Here is a 17368-nt window from a genome sequence, read left to right as displayed (position 1 = left end):
CACCCATGTCGTGTATTCGAGGGTACGCGGACGGATGGTTGCTTCGACACCACCCATCCTACCGCTGCTCAAGAACATGCGACATGGGTTCTTTCTTTGTATGACCCTGAGGTCTGGTTTCTGGTGAATAACCGAGGGTTATACGGATTCGTCATCGTAGCCATGCAGCACAACCCGAACTGCCCCGACAACGGCCTTCCGGCCAACCAGTACGTGATCCGGGTTCCCGACTCGCCAGAAACGGTATGCACCAACTCACCGATCCCGGCGGGGTGGGTGGTGGTTGGGGTACAGTCGCTGGCACACTGCGCGTCGGGAAACTCGCAGTACAACTCCAAGACCATCAAGCGCCCCGCCTCGCCCGAGGTGATTTGCGACATCTCGACGATGCCGGACAACTGGGTGGTGATCGGCTATCTGAACTACTCCCCCTGCGTCCGCTACAATGCGGTTGATTACAACGCCCGGATCATCGCGCAGCCCATGTCGCCGCAGCAGGTGTGCGAAAACTCACCGATCCCGGCCGGGTGGGTGATCATCGGCGGCAACTGGCGTTCGGACTGCCGGTATACCACCGTGAGCCAGGTGAACGCGTACACCATCAAGCTGCCGGGCAACGAAGAGGTGGTGTGCTCCAATTCGCCGATCCCCGCGGGTTACGTAGTCGTCGAAAGCACCCGGACCGCCAACTGCCCGGGCTATAGCTCCAGCGTGGCCAACGCCAGGCTCATTCGCAAATCCCTGGTAACCGGCGGACCCGTGGGCAGCGTGCAGCCCCAGTGACCTGACGCGGCGATCGGAACGCCGGGCAGAGAGCCACAGAAGCAAAGGGGCGCCGCAGGTTGCGGCGCCCCCTGTCGTTCTCCACCTGATCTGACCCCGGATGGCTCAGAAGTCGCAACGCCCCCAAAGCATGAGCACAGATCGAGAGACGAGCGGGAGAGAAGCCGCGCGGCACGCGCTTGCGCTCGCCGGCGTGGCGGCAGTGGCGGCGGCGGGGTTCAGCCGGCTGGCGTTGGCCGCGGCCCATCGCGAGACGGCGAAGGTGGACGAGGCCGTGCGCAGGCGCACGCGCGCCCCGCGGGACCATCCCGCGCGCGACGCCGCTGAGACCGTTTCGCCCGTGGGCAAGTGGTGGACGTACGTCCCCGCCGCGCTCGCCGCGTCCGCGTGGCTGCTGCACGCGCCGGGCGAGCGCGACTCGCGCTCGCGGCGGACGGGCGCGGGCGCCGTGATGCTGGCCGGTATCGTGGCGACCGCGCTGAACCCCGCGTTTGACGAGGTGCTGCCCCAGCCGCCGGCACCGCCCGGCCATCCGCGCAACAAGCCCGTATTCCCCAGCGGCCACGCGTTTGGCCCGGGCGCGGTGGCGTTCACCGCCGCGTACGTGGCGGCGCGCGAGGGCATCGCGCGTCCGGGCACCGCGGCCGCGGTGGCGGCGGCGGTACCGCTGGCCACGGCCGGTGGCCGGGTGCTGGTGGAGAAGCACTGGGCGTCGGACGTGCTGGGCGGCTACCTGGCCGCCCTCTCCCTCGCCGCCGCCTGCGCCGCAGTGTACGAAGTAGTCCGCGAAGGGTGGGAGGAGCAAGAGGACGCCTGACGTGCTTCCATGCGCGCGAGGAGGTGCCGCGGGTACGCTCGATTCTGTCGATCAGCCGCTCATGCCATCGAGGCAAGTACGTCCGATCAGCACATCGTAGCCACGCTGAGAGCAGGTCTAAGGGAACTGTTCAATTCGGAGTCCGCGCGGATCACGGCCCACAGACACGAAAGGGCGCCGCGACCCGCGGCACCCTTTGCTCCAACCGGAGATCAACCCGTGCGCAGCGTTTACGCCAAGCTCTCTGCGCCCGCGGCAGAAGGAACGGTCTGGGTGATAAGAAGGTGGCGCAGTTCCTCCTTAGTCGTGTGATCGACCGCCACCACGGGAACGGACACGGTGTTCGCGCCAGATTCGGCAACGGCCGAGAACGTGCCCGGAAGCGCGTAGAACAGCCGGTTTTCCTTTACGTTGGCCACCAGAAGCAGCACCGGGATATTCGAGTATGCCAGGCGCCGGAACAGCTGTCTCGACAACGGGAATCGCTGCTGAACCGGCCGCTCCGTAGTCTTAACCTCCACCGCCGCGATGTTGACGCCACCCTCTCGGTTGTTGAAGCCAACGAAAAAATCGTAGCCCAGGTCTGCCGTGGGCCGGGCTACGAACTCCGCACCCAGATCCTGCAGGAACAGCTCAGCCAGGAGCTCTCCCCTGCGACCCAGCAGCTCGGCTTTCTGTCGATCAGTCATGCGAATACAGAAGCTGCAGGTTTGTGGTCATTGGCGGCCCAGAAATCTCGCACTTCGCGGTGAAGCGCTTCAAGGTTCGTGCTCGTCAGCTCGTTTGCGACGGGAATCCGGGTGACTGCCTGAACGGGCATCCCCGCATGGACGGACCGTATGAACACGCGGCCAGACGGTTCGTGCACGCCCAGAATATACGTAGGACCCGGAATCCGCAGAAGCCGCTCTATATCCCGCTTGCGCGAGGAGATATGGAGGTGCGTCGATTCAGAGGGCAGGGGCGAGGCGGTAGACTTCACCTGCGCAAAGAAATACGGCCGCTTGCCGCGAACGGAGTTCAGTTCCACGTAAAGGTCGATAGCCGGCCACTTGTCGCCCAAAAACCCGGGACGGAACAGCGGCTTCTCAAACGCGCTGTAATCGGTAAGTCGAAGCTCAGCCAGCATCTCGCCACGATCCCCAATGACATCCCGCAGTTCCACCACCATGGCGCCGACCCCAAACCCCAACGCGTAAATTCTGGTCGGCACACGCCTGCCGTGCCGGCAACGGTCCGGGAGCAAACATGCGAGCACGAACAAACGTACGCAAGTTACAGCCAAACTTCGAGAAAGGGGCGCCGCAACCCGCGGCGCCCCTCGTCGTCATCCAGCCGATCCGCCGATCACACCAGCGGCATGGGGACCGGCTTTTCGCCGGAGTAGTCGTAGAAGCCCTTGCCGCTCTTGCGGCCGAAGTAGCCCAGGCTGACCATGCGCTTGAGCAGCGGCGGAGACGCGTAGCGCTTCTCCTTGTACTCGTCGAACATGATGCCGCCGATCTTGTCGAGCGTATCCAGGCCAACGAAGTCGCTCAGCACGAACGGGCCCATCGGGTAGCCGGTGCCCAGCTGCATCCCCTTGTCGATGTCCTCGATGGTCGCCACGCCCTCCGACAGCGCGCGGATGGCGTCCATCATGTACGGCACCAGCAGCAGGTTGACGACGAAGCCCGAGTTGTCCTTGCAGACGATGGGCTCCTTGCCCAGCGACCTGGCGAACGCGAAGGCGGTGTCGAACACGGCGGGATCGGTGGCGATGGTCTTGACCACCTCCACCAGCTTCATCACCGGCACGGGGTTGAAGAAGTGCAGCCCCACCATCCGCTCCGGCCGCTTCGTCGCCGCCGCCATGTCGGCGATCGTCAGTGACGAGGTGTTACTGGCGAAGATGGTCTCGGGGCCGCAGACGGCGTCCAGCGTCTGCCACATCTGGTTCTTGACCGCAAGGTCCTCCACCACCGCCTCGATGATGATGTCGCAGTCCTTCAGGTCTTCCAGGCTGGTGGTGCCCTTGAGGCGGCCCACGATGGCGTCGCGCTCTTCGGCGGCCAGCTTGCCCTTCTCCACCGCCTTGCCCAGCTGCTTGCCGATGCCGCCGATGCCGCGCTGGCACAGCTCGTCGCTCACCTCGCGCACCAGCGTCTCGTAGCCCGCGGCCGCCGCCACCTGCGCGATGCCGCTGCCCATCAGCCCGCACCCCAGCACGCCGACCCGCTTGATCTCCGCCATCGGATGTCTCCGTTCAGATGAACTCAGTAGGTGTTGGTTCGATCGAAAAAACGCGTCCGCCGGTGCCTACCGCCGCCCGTCGCGCGGCGGGCCGCCGGGGCCGATGCGGATGCCGCCCCAGCCGCCGCCCACGCTGAACCCGCCGCCGCCCCAAGGCGGCGTGCGCGGCGCGGGGACGTTGAGCTCGTTGTGCTGCAGCCGGTCCAGAAAGCTTTCCAGCTTGTCCTGCGTGGAGCGCTGCGTGGCGCCGTAGATGCCGCGGAACCCGGCCCACGAGCCCAGCAGCGTGGGCAGGCCCAGCAGGGCCAGCGGGTCGATGATGGGCGTGGCCAGCACCGCCGCCGCGATGGCCACCGCTCCGCCGCCGCCCACCGCCGCCGCGCCGGCCGCCAGCCCCGCGCGCGTGCCGGCCGTATCTACCGTGACCTCCACCAGGCAGCTCTCCGCGTCCAGCGCGGCCACGGACACGTCCAGCTGCGCCAGGTCCATGGCCGCGTGCGACGCCCCGAACTTGCGGGCGGCGCGCCCCATCACCGCCGCCACGCCGGTGCCGCGCACGTAGCGGGTGCGGTCGGCAAAGCGCCGCTGCACCAGCATGTACTCGCACTTGAGCAGGTACTCCTCCAGCAGCAGCCCCACCGCGGCCGCGGGACGGCGCACGGTGCGCGCCGCGCGGATGCTGCCGGGGCCCATGGCCCTGGCCAACAGCCCGCGCTCCGCCGGTGCCTGCCCGCGCACGTCGGTGATGGCGCGGCGCACGGTGACCGGGTCCAGCCCCAGCTCCTGCCCGATGCGGATGACCTCGCCCTCGGAGATCCCCTCGTCGGGGGTGCCGGCGGCGGACTGGATCTCCACGGCGCGGCGAATGACCGCCTCCAGCTCCTGCGAGCTGAGGCGGCGCGCCGGCAGCCCGCCGCCGGGTGCTGGCGGTTTGGCGGGAAGCCCGCCGTCCGAAGATCCGCTGGAGTCGGTCATGGGAGGAGGATCAAGTGCCCAGGTTCACGTGCCCAGTACCCGGAATCTAACGCTTCCGTGCACGTGGTACTTGATCCCGGGCACTCTCGTTTCAATCCGCCGCGATCGCCTGCTCGCCGGCGGCCGGGAAAGCCTCGACCACCAGCGCGATCCCCTGCCCGCCGCCGATGCAGGCGGTGCCCAGGCCAAACTGCTTGCCCTGGCGCCGCAGCTCGTGGAGAAGGTGCACGGTGATGCGCGCGCCGCTCATCCCCAGCGGGTGGCTCATGGCAATGGCGCCGCCGGACACGTTGGTGCGCTCGCGGTCCAGCCCCAGCTCCTTTTCCACCGCGCAGTACTGCGACGCAAAGGCCTCGTTCACCTCCACCAGGTCCATCTGGCCCACGTCCATTCCCGCGCGCTTGAGCGCCGCGCGCGACGCGGGTGCGGGGCCGATGCCCATGTGCTTGGGCTCCACGCCCGCGATCCCCCAGCTCACCAGCCGGCCGATGGGCTGCAGGCCGTTGCGCTGCGCGTAGGCCGCGCTCGCGATCATCACCGCCGCGCCGCCGTCGCCGATCCCCGACGCGTTGCCGGCCGTCACCGTGCCGCCCTCCTTGAAGTACGGCTTGAGCTTGCCCAGCGACTCCATCGTGGTTTCGGGCCGCATGTGCTCGTCGCAGGCAAACTGCGTTTCGCCCTTGCGGCTCTTGAGGGTGATGGGGGTGATCTCGGCGTCGAAGCGCTTTTGCTCGCACGCCACGCCGGCCAGCTGCTGCGAGCGGAAGGCGTACTCGTCCACCTGCTCGCGGGTAATGCCGTACTTGTCGGCCAGGTTCTCGGCCGTCACCGCCATGCTGCAGCCGGCAAACGTGTCGGTGAGCGCCTCCCACAGCAGGTCCTCGTAGAACTTGCCGGCGGGCCCCAGCCGCTGGTCGCCCCAGCGGGCGCCGCGGATCACGTGGGGTGCCTGGCTCATGCTCTCGGTGCCGCCGCACAGCGCCACCTCGGCCTCGCCCAGCATGATCTCCATGGCACCCGAAACGATGGCTTGGAAGCCGCTGCCGCACAGGCGGTTGAGCGTGAGCGCCGGCGTGTCCATGGGCAGCCCGGCCCGCAGGCCGATGTGGCGCGCCAGGTAGATGGCGTCGCTGGAAGTCTGCAGCGCGTTGCCAAAGACGACGTGGCCCACCTCTTGGGCGGGGACGCCGCTCTCGGCGAGCGCGGCCTTGGCGGCGAACACCCCCAGGTCGGTGGCGCTGAAGTCCTTCAGCGAGCCGCCAAAGGTGCCCATCCCCGTGCGCTTTGCGGAGAGGAAGACGACGTCCGTCTCATTGCCCTGCGTTGCCATATGCGGATCAACCCTGTGCGTCGGTGATGGCGGATGGGAAACGGGGCAGAATACCGGACGGAGGTCGTTGCGTCAAGCGGATTTCCGCCCTGTGGAGGGATGAGCGGGGTTCAGGGGATGTGGATCGGGATGCGTGTTACGGATGACGTCGGATCGCGGCGGCTGGGGCCCCTCCCCGCACGTTCGTCGTGGAGAGGGGAGAACTCGATCGTGCTGCGTCAGGATCACACCCGTGCACGTGCAGTTTATACCGCTCCCGCTTGCGGGAGAGGGTGCGAGCCTGAGCGAGCGGGTGAGGGCCCCCAGCGGGCGCAGTCGGAATGCCGAAACAGCCCACACCCCTGCCCCCCATCAACCTCCCCCGGCAGTTTCGGGGGAGGTGGGCGAGTGGTGCTCGCCCGGAGGGGGCGTGCGCGGAGCCTGCCGAAGCGCACCAGACGCCTTCATGCCGCTCGACTTTGACGGCGAGCCGATGAGGCCCACTCCCGCCCCGACGCACTCGTCGTTATCTTCCAACTCACTGCCGCGCAGGAACTTGTACGCACCCCCAGGCGTACCTGGTGCGGCAGTTCACGGACGATCGCAATCAACATCGCCGCCGCCGGGCAGTGCCCCGGGCCGGCGTTTCTCTCGTTTTCGCAGTCCCACATGTCACTTCCGCTCTCCGACCGTCCCGCTCCGCAGCCCAAGGAACCCGCCGCGCCCCGGAGCGGCGTCTCCACCGGCAAGCCCCTTCCCGACCGCAAGCTGGACGGGCTCCTCACCTCGCGCGCCGTACGCATCGGTGCTGGCGCGCTGGTCGCGCTCGCGATCGCCGCGGGGGTGTGGGCGTGGGTGGCCGCGCGCGGGCCGCACCCGCCGCACATCGCGTACAGCGAGATGCTGTCGGCTATCAGCGCGAACCGCGTGGAATCGCTGGTCGTCCGCCCCGGCGACGTGGTGCTGGGCGAATGGGCCGGTGCCGCGGGTGACGCCAACGGCGCGGACCACGACTTCATCGTTTCGTATCCGCTCAAGGAGATCGACGGGCTGGCCGCGCGCGCCGAGGCCGCCGGCGTTACGCTTACGCTGGAGAACGCGCCCGGCCGCACCACGCCGCGCGGCGTGCTTGGCCTGCTCATCCAGCTGGCGCTGCTCATCGGCGTGGGGTACGTCCTCATCCGCCACGTGCGCAACGGCAACGGCGAAACGGAGCTGGGCGGCACCGGCGCCAGCGACATCACCTTTCAGGACGTGGCGGGCACGCAGGGCGCGGCGGAAGAGCTGCGTGAGATGGTGGACTTTCTCCGCGCGCCGGAGCGGTTCGCCAGGCTGGGCGCCCGTATCCCCAAGGGCGCGCTCCTGGTGGGCCCGCCGGGGACCGGAAAGACGCTGCTGGCGCGCGCGGTGGCGGGCGAGGCGGGGGTGCCGTTCTTCTCCATCTCCGGCTCCGAGGTCACCGGCTTCCTGGTCGGCATGGGCGCGCACCGGCTCAAGACGCTCTTCAAGCGGGCGCGCAAAAAGGGCGGCGTAATCTTCATCGACGAGATCGACGCGCTGGGCGGCAAGCGCGGCCGCAATCGCAGCCACAACGAGGACGACCGTACGCTCAACCAGCTGCTGGTGGAGATGGACGGCTTCGATCCGCTGGACGGCGTGGTCGTCATCGCCGCCACCAACCGGCCGGACGACCTGGACGAGGCGCTGCGGCGTCCCGGCCGCTTCGACCGCACGGTAAACGTGTCGCCGCCCACGTCGTCGGGGCGCGAGGACATCCTGCGGCTGCACGTGGGCCGCCGGGGCATTCCGCTGCACGAAGAGGTGGACCTGGGCCGCCTGGCGCGGCTTACGCCGGGAAGCACGGGCGCGGAGCTGGCCAACCTGCTGAACGAGGCCGCCATCAACGCCGCCCGCACCGGCGAGCCCGCGGTGCGCTGGGAGCACCTGGACGCGGCGCGCGACCGTATGCTGCTGGGCAAGGAGCGCCCGGGCTTTCGCGCGCTGGACGCGGAGCGCGCCACGGTGGCGTACCACGAGGCGGGCCACGCGCTGGTGGGCGTGCTGTGCGCGCCGGAGGACGGGCTGCACAAGGTAACCATCCAGCCGCGCGGGCAGGCGATGGGCGTCGCCTACTTTTCGCCCAGCGACGACCGGTACCTGTATCGGCGCAGCTACCTGGAGGCGCTGATCATGAAGGGGCTGGCCGGCCGCGCGGCCGAGGAACTGGTCTTTGGCGCCGGGGCCATCACCAGCGGCGCGCAGAGCGACCTGCAGCAGGTGAACGGAATCGCCCGCAAGATGGTGTACCAGCTGGGGATGGGGCACGAGACGGGGCTGCTGATCCACGACGGCGAGATGGGCAGCCTGAGCCCCGAGGCGCATGCGCGGATGGACCGCGAGGTGCAGGGCATCCTCGCCCGCCTGTACGCCCGCACCCGCGAGGTGATCGCCGAGAACCGCGAGGCGCTGGCGGCGCTGGCGGTGGCGCTGCTGGAGCGCGAGACGGTGGAGGGTGACGAGGCCGTCGGCATCATGGACGAGGCGGGGATGACGCGCCCGTCCTGGCTGGACGAGGCCATCACCGCCCCGCTGATCCCCGGCGAGGCCGCGGCGGCCTGATGGTGTGCAGTTCGCGGATGAACGGAAGCGGCACCCGGAAACAAGGAGCCGTAGTTCCGTTGTGCCCTGTGCCTCCGGTCAGGTGCCTCGAACGATGTCGACGTTCGTCAGCCACCCCACTACTGACTCGGTGCGCGTGCCGCCGGTGGTGACGAAGACGTCGCTGCACCCTGGGCGTGCGACCATGGCACTCTTGGCCTCCGCCAGCGTTGCGTTCTTCTTGACCGCGACGAACCCGTTCTCAAAGAGGTCGCGCATCCCTTGATGTGCCAGCAAGTCGGCCAGGGTGAGGTCCTGCGGCCCTTTGCCTGGCAAGGGCGCCTTCAGACTGGCCACAATGTGCTTCTCGATCATGCTACGGTGAATGATGTACAGCGGGTGCTCCTCGGCCGTGAGGATCGGCACTCGGTTAAGGCCTCGATCTTCCAGTTCCTGCACAAGGTCCATCAGCTTCACATCTTCAGGCGTGATTTCGCCGAGCAGCTTATAGTAGAATTTTCCGATGGGGATCATCTGCCGCTCGACGGGAATGGCCCGCGGATCGGCGAGGTCGTAGAAGTACAAGTCGAACTGCACGCTCCCGGTGAACGGCGACCTTCGGATACGGCTCAGCACGGGCGTGAACTCCGTGTCACCCCCTACTTCCCGGATCGGAGTCCAGCGAATTACAGGAAAGCCCTGCTTGGCACCCGTGGCAATCTGCTCGCAACAAGAGTCGAACCAGGCAGGCTCCGCGTCCGGGTACTTCTCCAGCCAGTACCGAACAAGATTGTAGAAGGGAGTCCGTTTTGAAAATGCTGCACGTCCAAAGATCTGCGCGGTTCGTACGTCGCCCTCGACGATGACCGCGTGTTCGCGAATGGCGCGGTTCGCCAGCGCAAGGCGCTCCGCTTCGGATGCTTGCTCGATGTCGTCTACCTCGGCCCAGGGAAGCTCTACCTTCAAGGCAGGCCACGCCGACCACTCCTCGACGCCCCCTACACGCGGTACCACCCGCTTCAATGACTCATGCAGAGCGGTTGCCGCGTTGTGGACGAACTCTTCCTTGAACCCTGGCGCCAGCGCACTCTGCAGGCTGGGAAAGAAGCCTTCATCGCGAAACAGTTGCTTAGTGAACCGCTTGACGTCCGCGAACTCATGGACGTTCACCCGCAGCACGTCCTGAAACGGTGCTGGCACATCCCGCCCGCACTGGAAGACTACCATGTTGGTGTTCTGGCTGTTGGGATGCGTGGCGACACCGCATTCCCACATGCAGTACGACCAGTCCTGGTCTGCGTCCGTATACACCAGCAGTAAAACGTCCGTGTGCCAAAGTGAGTTTCGCAACTGCGCGTTCAGGTTCTGCCCGTACTTGGGGCCCTGGAACTCGGGATTGCACGATAGGTGGATCTGAATCTTGTTGTTGCTGCGTTCAGCGATGAAGTCGGCGAGAACTTCGGCTATCTGCTGGTCGGAGTGCTTGTGACTGATAAACAGGAGCGGCTCAGACATGTCATGATCCTCGATACTGCGGTTGCCAAGGGCATGTAAAGCGGAAAGATGTAGCAGAACACAAATCTAATGAGCTACGAGCCTTGGCGTCAAAGGTTTTTGTCTCCTGAGGCGCTTCCGCGCGCTCATGTTGGGCGCGCAATACACGAATGAACCTGGGACGCAAAGGAGAAATCCTGAATCTCTGCATGCTCTCATATCTCCGGTATCTGCATCAGAATCCACTCCGCGCATGATCGTGACAGACGTTTCAGTGCGGAAATGAGACGAGCCGGTGGATGAATTGAATCATTTTCCCTCGCTGGGATCGTTCACCATCTCGTCCAGAGCCACCACGGCCCAGGATCAGCCCCTCGTCCTCGCCTGCATCGACGGTGATGCCGTAGGTGTCGGTGAGCGTAAACCACTTCTTCGACACGCTCGCCACGGTGCGCCCGTCGCGGCGGATCTCGTACTCGTGGTCCAACAGGTCGCCCTTCACCCGGAGGTCTTCCCCTTCCTCCACGTCAATGGTGAAGCGGTCGCCGAAGGGGGCGAGGTACGCCTTGCGGTCTTCGCATGGTGAAGTCTTCGCCCAGCGAAATCAGGTGCTGGCGCATCCTGTAGCGTGCCATTGTCATCATCCGGTTTCGGGTTCCGTCGGCCGTCCCAGAGCGGACTCGGGGGCAAGCACCGAGCCGGACCCGATGCGGCGCCATTGGTGCAGCGCCCCCTGGCCGGCCATCCGCCACTCGGCACTCACGTCGCCATCCCGTCCGCGAGCGCCGACCGCTTTCGAAACGTGGCGCTGGACTTCAAGCTCGCCATCTCCTCCTCGGGCGGGAAGCGCCACCTTCAGCGCCGCGGAGCGCGCCACCGAGCCCGCGGAGCCGGCCGGAGCGGCGGCGGACTGACCCGCATCCGCCGCAACCCTTTGTCCAGCCGGTGCCGCCCGTGCGATCCACTCGCGTGCACGTCCGTGTTCTCCCGAAGCCGGGCCCGGGCGGCGGGAACCGCCCGGGCGTCCGTTTCGTTCAGCCCGCTGGCCGGCTTCGGCGGTAGTTGCAGCCGCAGCCGCCGCATGGGCAGAGAATCCAGCCGCAGCCGCGGGGGCCGCGGTGTAGCGGGTGCTGGCGGCTGTCGACCACCGCTTTGCAGCGATGGCAGCGCGACTGGCGGTGCTTCTGGCGGGGATCGGGCTTGGGTGCGGGAGCGTTCATCGGAACCACCTGGGTTGAGTGAGGACTGCCGAGGCCCACGACCTTCACCCGTTCCGGTTCTTCCTTTCCGGGGGCAGATCGAACCTTGACCTCACCCCCTCTTTTCTCCCCCTGGGGTTGCCGCAGTTGAAGTGCGCCAGAGTGCCCGTGTCCCTGCACCAGAAAAGACCATAGATAACCGTCTGGCAAGTCGTTTAACGGAAATGATTTGCGGATCATCGGTGTTGGCGCATTCCGCAACACCTGTTGCATCCCATGCGACGCCGGAGGTAGCTTGGTTGAAAATCGCACAACACCGATTTCGAAACCGGCGTGGAGGGGGATTTGGCTCAGGAAAACCGCGGAGAAACGGGCCCAACGTGGCAGGACAGCCGCAAGTACGGGCTGGTGGACAAGGAAACCGGCGAGGTGATGGACGCGCTGCCCATGCTGGTGCCGCGACGACGCAAGCTGGGGGAGGGCTTTTTCATGGGCCTTCAGGCGGCGTTCGTCCTCCTGGCCCAGCAGAAGCTTACCCACGACGCCTGCAGGGTCCTGTTTTACTTTCTGGGGCGGATGGAGTACGAGAACCACGTCCGCATAAGCCAGAGCGAGGTGGTCGCCAAGCTGGGGATGGACAAGAGCCGCGTGTCGCGAGCCGTCAAGAAGCTGATCGAGAAGAAGATCCTGGCGCCCAGCCAGGAGAAGATGGGCCGCTCGGTCTTTTACAAGGTGAACTCCGAGTACGTCTGGAGGGGCAAGGTCAGAAACCGCCCGCCGCGAAAGAACCCCGAGGCCGCCGCCCGCGACGGCGCGGATTCGGCGGAGGCCAAGCCCGCCGCGTCCTGATCGCCGACGGCAGAACCTTCTTGCGCTCGCCGTCCGTCTTCGGTAAAGTTACGGGTATCAGACGGCGGCCTCTCCACCTTCTTCCTCGGTTCATCCATGGCCAGCAGCAATGCCGCGACGGTCGATGAGTATCTGCGGGAGTTGCCGGAAGATCGCCGCGCGGTGGTGTCCGCCGTGCGCGACGTGGTGGTGCGCAACCTCCCGGCCGGGTACCGGGAGGGGATGGGGTACGGGATGATCGTCTGGGGCATACCGCTGGAGGACTATCCCGACACCTACAACGGCCAGCCGCTGGGCTACGCCGCCCTGGCCGCGCAGAAGAACTACTACGCGCTGTACGTGTCCACGCCGTACCAGGACCCGGCGCAGGGGCAGTGGCTGCGCGACGAGTTCAAAAAGGCCGGGAAAAAGCTGGACATGGGCAAATCGTGCCTGCGCTTCAAGAAGCTGGAAGACCTGCCGCTGGACGTGATCAGCCAGCTGATCGCCAGCACCCCGCCCCGCGAATACATCGTCCAGCACGAGAAGGCCCGCGCGGACGCCGCGGCGGCACGCGCGTGAACCGCGGCGCGGGGGGACTTGTGCAACGGGCCGCGAAGGTGGAAATTCCCGCCTGACGAACCGTGACGAGCGCCGCCGCTACCGACCGAGAGATTTGAAGATGGGATATCGCGAAGATCCTGAAGCCCGCTCCACGCTGAACGCCGCCTTTACCGGGCTGGGGCTGGCGCTGGTGTTCCTGGCAATCGTGGCCGCCATCTCCTTCTTCTGGGCTTACAACGCGCATTGACCCACCGCTGGTCTCGCGATAAGACGAGGAGCCCGGACGCGCGGTGATGCGCGTCCGGGCTCTTCTTTTTGTGCTCCGAAACGCGGCTGAACGAGATCAGCGTGATTGCGACGATGTACCAGATCGGGCGAGTGCTGTCCCCGCGCGTGGAACGAAGCGCGCAGACACCGCGGAAACCGGGACCCAGGGCGCTGACCCTGCATCCCGCCCCGACGTGCCGCTTCCCGCACCCATGTGGATGATGAAAACCCGTTTTCTCGTGCTCCTCCCGCTGGTCGCAATCCTGGCGTCCGGGTGCATGCACTGGCACGCCGCGCCGGTGCCGCCGCCGCGCCCACAGGGAGATTCGCTGGTGCTGGGCACCGCGCGCCTCATTCTGCGTCCGGCTCCTGGCGACTCCGCCGCGCAGCCCGGGCACCTGGTCCTGCGCGACATTCAGGTGCACGGCGACAGCGTGGTGGGCCTGGGAAAGGCCCGTCTGAGTGCGCGCCGGCGGATCGCCGTGCATCGCGACGAAGTCATCGGCGTGGAGTTCCGCCGGCCCAACGGGTGGGGCACGGTCGGCGTGGTGGTGCTTTCGGCCGTAGGGGCGGTTGTCGCGATCATCGTCGTTACGCTGGCGACGTACGGCCCGCCCAGGCCGTAAAGGTCAGGGACGTTCGTTCATGTGCGGCGGCCGTTTCCTTTCCGGATGGCCGACGGCTTGGCCCGGCAAGCAGAGAGGACGCGGCGCCCAACCGGCTCCGCGTCCTCGTTCGTACCGCCCACGCACGCCCTTTCACGCCACTCCCGAATCAGCGGCTGGCGCTGCATCAAGATGCGCGCACAGGCTCCTTTCTGTCTATCCGCAAGCGACGGGCGGCTACAGTGACTGCTGGAACACGTCGACGGAGAAGGTGCCGGAGCTGATCTGGAACGGCAGCTCGTCCCCGCCCCCGCGCTGCAGGCAGAAGCCACTCCCCGAGACGGTGCCGGAAACGCGCGTCGCCGAAAGTGCGGTGACGGTTACGGTGCCCGTCCGCAGGTGGCAGGTTTGCGCCGCCTCCGAGCCGTGTGACTGGCCGATGTCCAGCCCCAGCGACACGGAACTGCACGTTTCGCCGGGGCAGAGTTCCACCGTCCGCTGCCCCACCGCCGGATTGGGAAGGGTGATGCTGGCGATGTCGAAGCGCGCACCGCCGCGCTGGCGGTAGGCGTTCACCTCCAGCGAGCCATCCGACTGCGGGATGGCGATCGCGAAGGCCTGCGTGTTGGGGGCGGTGCCCGGAACGTACTCGCCCTCGACGGCGAAGCTGCCGGAGACGCCGCCGCTGTAGGAAATGGCGACCTGGCTCTTGTTCTCCGTCTCACCCGGCCCCGAGGGGTCGTTGTCGCAGGCGGCGGAGAAGACGGCGAGCGGGAGCGCCGCCAGGAGGATGCGTGTCTTCATGCGTAGATCGGGGCGATGGACGTGATCGGTGCGGCTGGCCGCCGGAATGGACGGCCGGCGCCGACGAAGGCAAGGACGGCACCCATTGCGCCCTCATGTGCCAACCCGCTGCGAGGGAAACGCTTGGAGCCGATTCCCGGCAGTCCGTGATCCCCGGGTCCGTCCGCGCGGCTGGACACGGCCGATCCGCCCGGGTGGACACCGCCGCGCGCCTTGCCCCTGCCCTGCGCCGCGCCTAAGCTTCGCCGCCCGCGCAAAGGCCGGACGCACACCACGCGTCCACGCCTTCACACCGCCCCGCCCGCGCCTGATGCTCTACGACCTGCTCCGCCCCCTGCTCTTTTCGCTTCCCCCGGAGCCGGCGCACCGCGCGGGCACGGCGGCGCTGCACGCGGCCATGCTCACGCCGCCGCAGCGCGCCGCCGCCCGCGCGCTGCTGGAGGTGCGCGATCCCGCGCTGACGGTGGAGCGCTTCGGCATCCGCTTTCCGAACCCCGTCGGCATGGCGGCGGGGTTCGACAAGGCGGGCGAGTCGTTCAACGCGCTGGGGGCGCTGGGCTTCGGGTTCGTGGAGATCGGCACGGTTACGGCGCTGGCGCAGCCGGGAAATCCGCAGCCGCGCCTCTTTCGCCTCCCCGCAGACGGGGCGGTGCTCAACCGGATGGGGTTCAACAACCCCGGCGCGGAGGCGGTGGCGGCGCGGCTGCGGGGCACGCCGATCGAGCCGGTGCTGGGGATCAACATCGGCAAGAGCAAGGCGGCGGCGCTGGAGGATGCGGCCGCCGACTACCTGCGCAGCCTGGAACTGCTGGAGCCGTTCGCCGCGTACCTGGCCGTGAACGTCAGCTCGCCCAACACGCCGGGGCTGCGGCAGCTGCAGGACGCCGCGCCGCTCCGCGAGCTTTTGCGCGCCCTGCGCGCCCGGGCCGCGGAACTCGCCACCGCGCGCGGCCAGGCGCCCAGGCCCATGCTGCTCAAGATCGCCCCCGACCTTACCGATCCGCAGGTGGAAGAAGCCGCCGGGATCGCGCTGGAAGAGGGCGTCGCCGGCCTGATCGCGACGAACACGACCGTCTCGCGCGACGGGCTGCGCACCTCCGCCGCGGAGGTGGAGCAGATGGGCGCCGGCGGCATCAGCGGCACGCCGGTCCACCGGCGCGCCGTGGAAGTGGTTTCCCTGGTCCATCGCACGACGGGCGGCCGCCTTCCGATCGTGGGCGTGGGCGGCATCTTTGGCGCGGACGACGCGTGGCGGATGGTGCGGGCGGGCGCGGGGCTGGTGCAGGTGTGGACGGGCTTCATCTACCGCGGGTTCGGCATCGCGCGGGAGATCAACCGCGGGCTGGCGCACCGGCTGCGGCGCGAAGGGATGCGCTCGCTGGACGAGGCCGTGGGGTCGGCGCACCGATGATCCCGACGCTTCGCACCGCCCGCTTTCTGCGCGCGTACCTGCGCGGCGGCGCCGGCCCCGTCACCGAGCACGAGACGCACATCGAGGTGAACGGCGAGCGCCGCGAGGCCACGCTGTACCTGCCGCGCCGCCCCCGCCCCGCGCCCGGCTGGGTGGTGCTGCACGGCCTGACCGTCCCCGGCCGCCACCACAAGGCGATGAAGCGCTTCGTGCGCTCGCTGGCGGCGTCGGGCGCGGTGGTGCTGGTGCCGGACGTCCCCGCCTGGCGCGAGCTGCGGCTGGACCTGGACGGCGCGCGGGACAGCATCGTCGCCGGCGCGCGGTTTCTGGCCCAGCGGCCGGAGGTGCGCCCCGGTGGCGTGGGGACGGTCGGCTTCTCCTTTGGCGCCACACACGCGCTGATGGCCGCCGCCGATCCGCGGGTGCAGCGCGACCTGCGCGCCGTCGTGGCGTTCGGAGGATACTGCGACGTGCGGCGGATGGTGCGCTGCACCTTTACCGGCGAGCACGAATGGGAGGGCGCGGGCGAATCCATCGACCCCGATCCCTATGGCCGGTGGATGCTGGCCGCCAACTTTCTGACGGACGTACCCGGATTCGAGGGGATGGAGGACGTGCGAGCCGCCGCGCACGAGCTGGCGTTGGAGGCGGGGCGCCGCGGCGTGATGGCGTGGGACGCGGAATACGACGAGTTCAAGCGCGAGATCCGCGGCCGCCTTTCGCCCGCGAGCGCGGACGTGTGGGACCTGCTCGCGCCGCCGACGGGGACCATCCCCGCGGACCTGGACGCCGCCCGCCGCCTTGCCGACGCCCTGGCCGAGGCGATGATGGAGCGCTTTCCCGGGCTGGATCCGCAGGCGCTGCTCCCCGCCATCCGCGGCCGCATCATCCTGTCCCACGGCCGCGCCGACCGGCTGATCCCCTACACCGAAACGCTGCGCCTGCGGACGCTTCTCCCCTCAACCGTCACCCCTTCCGTCACCATCACGGGCCTGTTCGCCCACTCCGCGCACGCCGGCTGGATGCACCCGCTGGACCGCGTCCGCGAAACCGCCCAGTTCATCCGCCTGCTGAACGACGCGCTGGGCGCGATGTGATCAGGTTAGCGTTGGCGTGGCGCGCTGCTGCCATTCATCCGGATCACGCGCTTCATGCATGCATCCGAGAACGACCACGTCAGAGCCGTGGATTTCATAGCAGACGCCGTACGGAAAGCGCCGCAGAAGCACGCGGCGCATCTCTTCGAACACCACCTGATAGAGCAGGGGATTGCGCCGAAGGACGTCGGTGCCGGCGCGAAAGGCACGCAAAAAGTCGCGCCCGAGCCCCTGCTCGCGCGCGTCATCCTCGGTTATTCACCAGAAACCAGACCTCAGGGTCATACAAAGAAAGAACCCATGTCGCATGTTCTTGAGCAGCGGTAGGATGGGTGGTGTCGAAGCAACCATCCGTCCGCGTACCCTCGAATACACGACATGGGTG

At 67.7% G+C, this 17368-nt stretch carries 16 protein-coding genes and 2 pseudogenes; 10 read left to right on the top strand and 8 right to left on the bottom strand.

The annotated features are described in order from the left end of the window. Positions 1-783, top strand: a pseudogene (locus ACOJUJ_RS26565) (hypothetical protein); the annotation flags it as partial. Positions 784-913: 130 nt separating this feature from the next. After that, positions 914-1600 carry a phosphatase PAP2 family protein gene (locus ACOJUJ_RS26560; protein ID WP_420129956.1) on the top strand — a complete coding sequence of 229 codons (687 nt, stop codon included), beginning with the start codon at positions 914-916 and terminating at the stop codon, positions 1598-1600. Between the two features lie 230 nt (positions 1601-1830). On the opposite strand, the gene ACOJUJ_RS26555 is transcribed toward ACOJUJ_RS26560, so the two are convergent. The 5 genes from ACOJUJ_RS26555 to ACOJUJ_RS26535 form a co-directional block, all read right to left on the bottom strand. Further along, a complete protein-coding gene (locus ACOJUJ_RS26555) occupies positions 1831-2289 on the bottom strand; it encodes a DUF4365 domain-containing protein (protein WP_420129955.1) in 459 nt (152 codons plus the stop codon). Further along, the gene (locus ACOJUJ_RS26550; RefSeq protein ID WP_420129954.1) at positions 2286-2771 is read right to left on the bottom strand and encodes a DUF4365 domain-containing protein; all 486 of its coding nucleotides are present in this window, start codon (positions 2769-2771) and stop codon (positions 2286-2288) included. The genes ACOJUJ_RS26555 and ACOJUJ_RS26550 overlap by 4 nt, the downstream gene beginning before the upstream one ends. A 176-nt stretch (positions 2772-2947) precedes the next feature. Then, on the bottom strand, positions 2948-3832 hold the full coding sequence (locus ACOJUJ_RS26545; RefSeq protein ID WP_420129953.1) for a 3-hydroxyacyl-CoA dehydrogenase family protein: 885 nt from the start codon (positions 3830-3832) through the stop codon (positions 2948-2950). Between the two features lie 66 nt (positions 3833-3898). After that, complete coding sequence (locus tag ACOJUJ_RS26540) at positions 3899-4807, bottom strand: hypothetical protein (RefSeq protein WP_420129952.1); 909 nt, start codon at positions 4805-4807, stop codon at positions 3899-3901. Between the two features lie 91 nt (positions 4808-4898). Then, positions 4899-6137 (bottom strand): acetyl-CoA C-acetyltransferase, encoded by a 1239-nt coding sequence (locus tag ACOJUJ_RS26535; RefSeq protein WP_420129951.1) that lies wholly within the window; start codon positions 6135-6137, stop codon positions 4899-4901. A gap of 648 nt (positions 6138-6785) precedes the next feature. On the opposite strand from ACOJUJ_RS26535, the gene ACOJUJ_RS26530 reads away from it, so the two are divergent. After that, a complete protein-coding gene (locus tag ACOJUJ_RS26530) occupies positions 6786-8735 on the top strand; it encodes an ATP-dependent metallopeptidase FtsH/Yme1/Tma family protein (protein ID WP_420129950.1) in 1950 nt (649 codons plus the stop codon). Positions 8736-8813: 78 nt separating this feature from the next. On the opposite strand, the gene ACOJUJ_RS26525 is transcribed toward ACOJUJ_RS26530, so the two are convergent. Next, positions 8814-10229 carry a hypothetical protein gene (locus ACOJUJ_RS26525; protein ID WP_420129949.1) on the bottom strand — a complete coding sequence of 472 codons (1416 nt, stop codon included), beginning with the start codon at positions 10227-10229 and terminating at the stop codon, positions 8814-8816. A 250-nt stretch (positions 10230-10479) separates the two neighbouring features. Further along, positions 10480-10779, bottom strand: a pseudogene (locus ACOJUJ_RS26520) (LURP-one-related family protein); the annotation flags it as partial. A gap of 973 nt (positions 10780-11752) precedes the next feature. On the opposite strand from ACOJUJ_RS26520, the gene ACOJUJ_RS26515 reads away from it, so the two are divergent. The 4 genes from ACOJUJ_RS26515 (at position 11753) to ACOJUJ_RS26500 (ending at position 13692) form a co-directional block, all read left to right on the top strand. Continuing rightward, entirely contained in the window at positions 11753-12256 is a 504-nt protein-coding gene (locus ACOJUJ_RS26515; RefSeq protein ID WP_420129948.1) for a helix-turn-helix transcriptional regulator, read from the top strand. Between the two features lie 96 nt (positions 12257-12352). Then, on the top strand, positions 12353-12817 hold the full coding sequence (locus ACOJUJ_RS26510) for a DUF1801 domain-containing protein (protein ID WP_420129947.1): 465 nt from the start codon (positions 12353-12355) through the stop codon (positions 12815-12817). Between the two features lie 94 nt (positions 12818-12911). Next, positions 12912-13046 (top strand): hypothetical protein, encoded by a 135-nt coding sequence (locus tag ACOJUJ_RS26505; protein WP_420129946.1) that lies wholly within the window; start codon positions 12912-12914, stop codon positions 13044-13046. A 238-nt stretch (positions 13047-13284) separates the two neighbouring features. After that, positions 13285-13692, top strand: coding sequence for a hypothetical protein (locus tag ACOJUJ_RS26500; protein WP_420129945.1), 408 nt, complete (start codon positions 13285-13287; stop codon positions 13690-13692). A gap of 216 nt (positions 13693-13908) precedes the next feature. Here ACOJUJ_RS26500 and ACOJUJ_RS26495 read toward each other — a convergent pair whose 3' ends face one another. Continuing rightward, the gene (locus ACOJUJ_RS26495; protein WP_420129944.1) at positions 13909-14475 is read right to left on the bottom strand and encodes a hypothetical protein; all 567 of its coding nucleotides are present in this window, start codon (positions 14473-14475) and stop codon (positions 13909-13911) included. Positions 14476-14785: 310 nt separating this feature from the next. Between ACOJUJ_RS26495 and ACOJUJ_RS26490 the strand changes: the two genes are divergently transcribed. Genes ACOJUJ_RS26490 through ACOJUJ_RS26480 form a run of 3 tightly spaced genes read left to right on the top strand, consistent with a single transcriptional unit; the run spans position 14786 to position 17310 of the window. Continuing rightward, on the top strand, positions 14786-15886 hold the full coding sequence (locus ACOJUJ_RS26490) for a quinone-dependent dihydroorotate dehydrogenase (RefSeq protein WP_420129943.1): 1101 nt from the start codon (positions 14786-14788) through the stop codon (positions 15884-15886). Then, positions 15883-16983, top strand: a complete 1101-nt coding sequence (locus tag ACOJUJ_RS26485; RefSeq protein ID WP_420129942.1) for a dienelactone hydrolase family protein — start codon at positions 15883-15885, stop codon at positions 16981-16983. The genes ACOJUJ_RS26490 and ACOJUJ_RS26485 overlap by 4 nt, the downstream gene beginning before the upstream one ends. Before the next feature lie 54 nt (positions 16984-17037). Then, positions 17038-17310 (top strand): hypothetical protein, encoded by a 273-nt coding sequence (locus ACOJUJ_RS26480; RefSeq protein ID WP_420129941.1) that lies wholly within the window; start codon positions 17038-17040, stop codon positions 17308-17310. Positions 17311-17368: the final 58 nt, after the last annotated feature.

Origin of the sequence: Longimicrobium sp., assembly GCF_048594345.1 — a bacterium.
GTDB lineage: Bacteria > Gemmatimonadota > Gemmatimonadetes > Longimicrobiales > Longimicrobiaceae > Longimicrobium.
The sequence above is the reverse complement of the archived record's forward strand: the minus strand, read 5'-3'. Positions and strand labels throughout refer to the sequence as shown.

What these genes read in the sequence shown, in the direction of transcription:
- ACOJUJ_RS26480 (WP_420129941.1), top strand. Translation starts at nt 17,038, where the DNA reads ATGCATGCATCCGAGAACGACCACGTCAGAGCCGTGGATTTCATAGCA.
- ACOJUJ_RS26555 (WP_420129955.1), bottom strand. Translation starts at nt 2,289, where the DNA reads ATGACTGATCGACAGAAAGCCGAGCTGCTGGGTCGCAGGGGAGAGCTC.
- ACOJUJ_RS26485 (WP_420129942.1), top strand. Translation starts at nt 15,883, where the DNA reads ATGATCCCGACGCTTCGCACCGCCCGCTTTCTGCGCGCGTACCTGCGC.
- ACOJUJ_RS26560 (WP_420129956.1), top strand. Translation starts at nt 914, where the DNA reads ATGAGCACAGATCGAGAGACGAGCGGGAGAGAAGCCGCGCGGCACGCG.
- ACOJUJ_RS26495 (WP_420129944.1), bottom strand. Translation starts at nt 14,475, where the DNA reads ATGAAGACACGCATCCTCCTGGCGGCGCTCCCGCTCGCCGTCTTCTCC.
- ACOJUJ_RS26525 (WP_420129949.1), bottom strand. Translation starts at nt 10,229, where the DNA reads ATGTCTGAGCCGCTCCTGTTTATCAGTCACAAGCACTCCGACCAGCAG.
- ACOJUJ_RS26530 (WP_420129950.1), top strand. Translation starts at nt 6,786, where the DNA reads ATGTCACTTCCGCTCTCCGACCGTCCCGCTCCGCAGCCCAAGGAACCC.
- ACOJUJ_RS26540 (WP_420129952.1), bottom strand. Translation starts at nt 4,807, where the DNA reads ATGACCGACTCCAGCGGATCTTCGGACGGCGGGCTTCCCGCCAAACCG.
- ACOJUJ_RS26545 (WP_420129953.1), bottom strand. Translation starts at nt 3,832, where the DNA reads ATGGCGGAGATCAAGCGGGTCGGCGTGCTGGGGTGCGGGCTGATGGGC.
- ACOJUJ_RS26535 (WP_420129951.1), bottom strand. Translation starts at nt 6,137, where the DNA reads ATGGCAACGCAGGGCAATGAGACGGACGTCGTCTTCCTCTCCGCAAAG.
- ACOJUJ_RS26510 (WP_420129947.1), top strand. Translation starts at nt 12,353, where the DNA reads ATGGCCAGCAGCAATGCCGCGACGGTCGATGAGTATCTGCGGGAGTTG.
- ACOJUJ_RS26550 (WP_420129954.1), bottom strand. Translation starts at nt 2,771, where the DNA reads ATGGTGGTGGAACTGCGGGATGTCATTGGGGATCGTGGCGAGATGCTG.
- ACOJUJ_RS26490 (WP_420129943.1), top strand. Translation starts at nt 14,786, where the DNA reads ATGCTCTACGACCTGCTCCGCCCCCTGCTCTTTTCGCTTCCCCCGGAG.
- ACOJUJ_RS26500 (WP_420129945.1), top strand. Translation starts at nt 13,285, where the DNA reads ATGATGAAAACCCGTTTTCTCGTGCTCCTCCCGCTGGTCGCAATCCTG.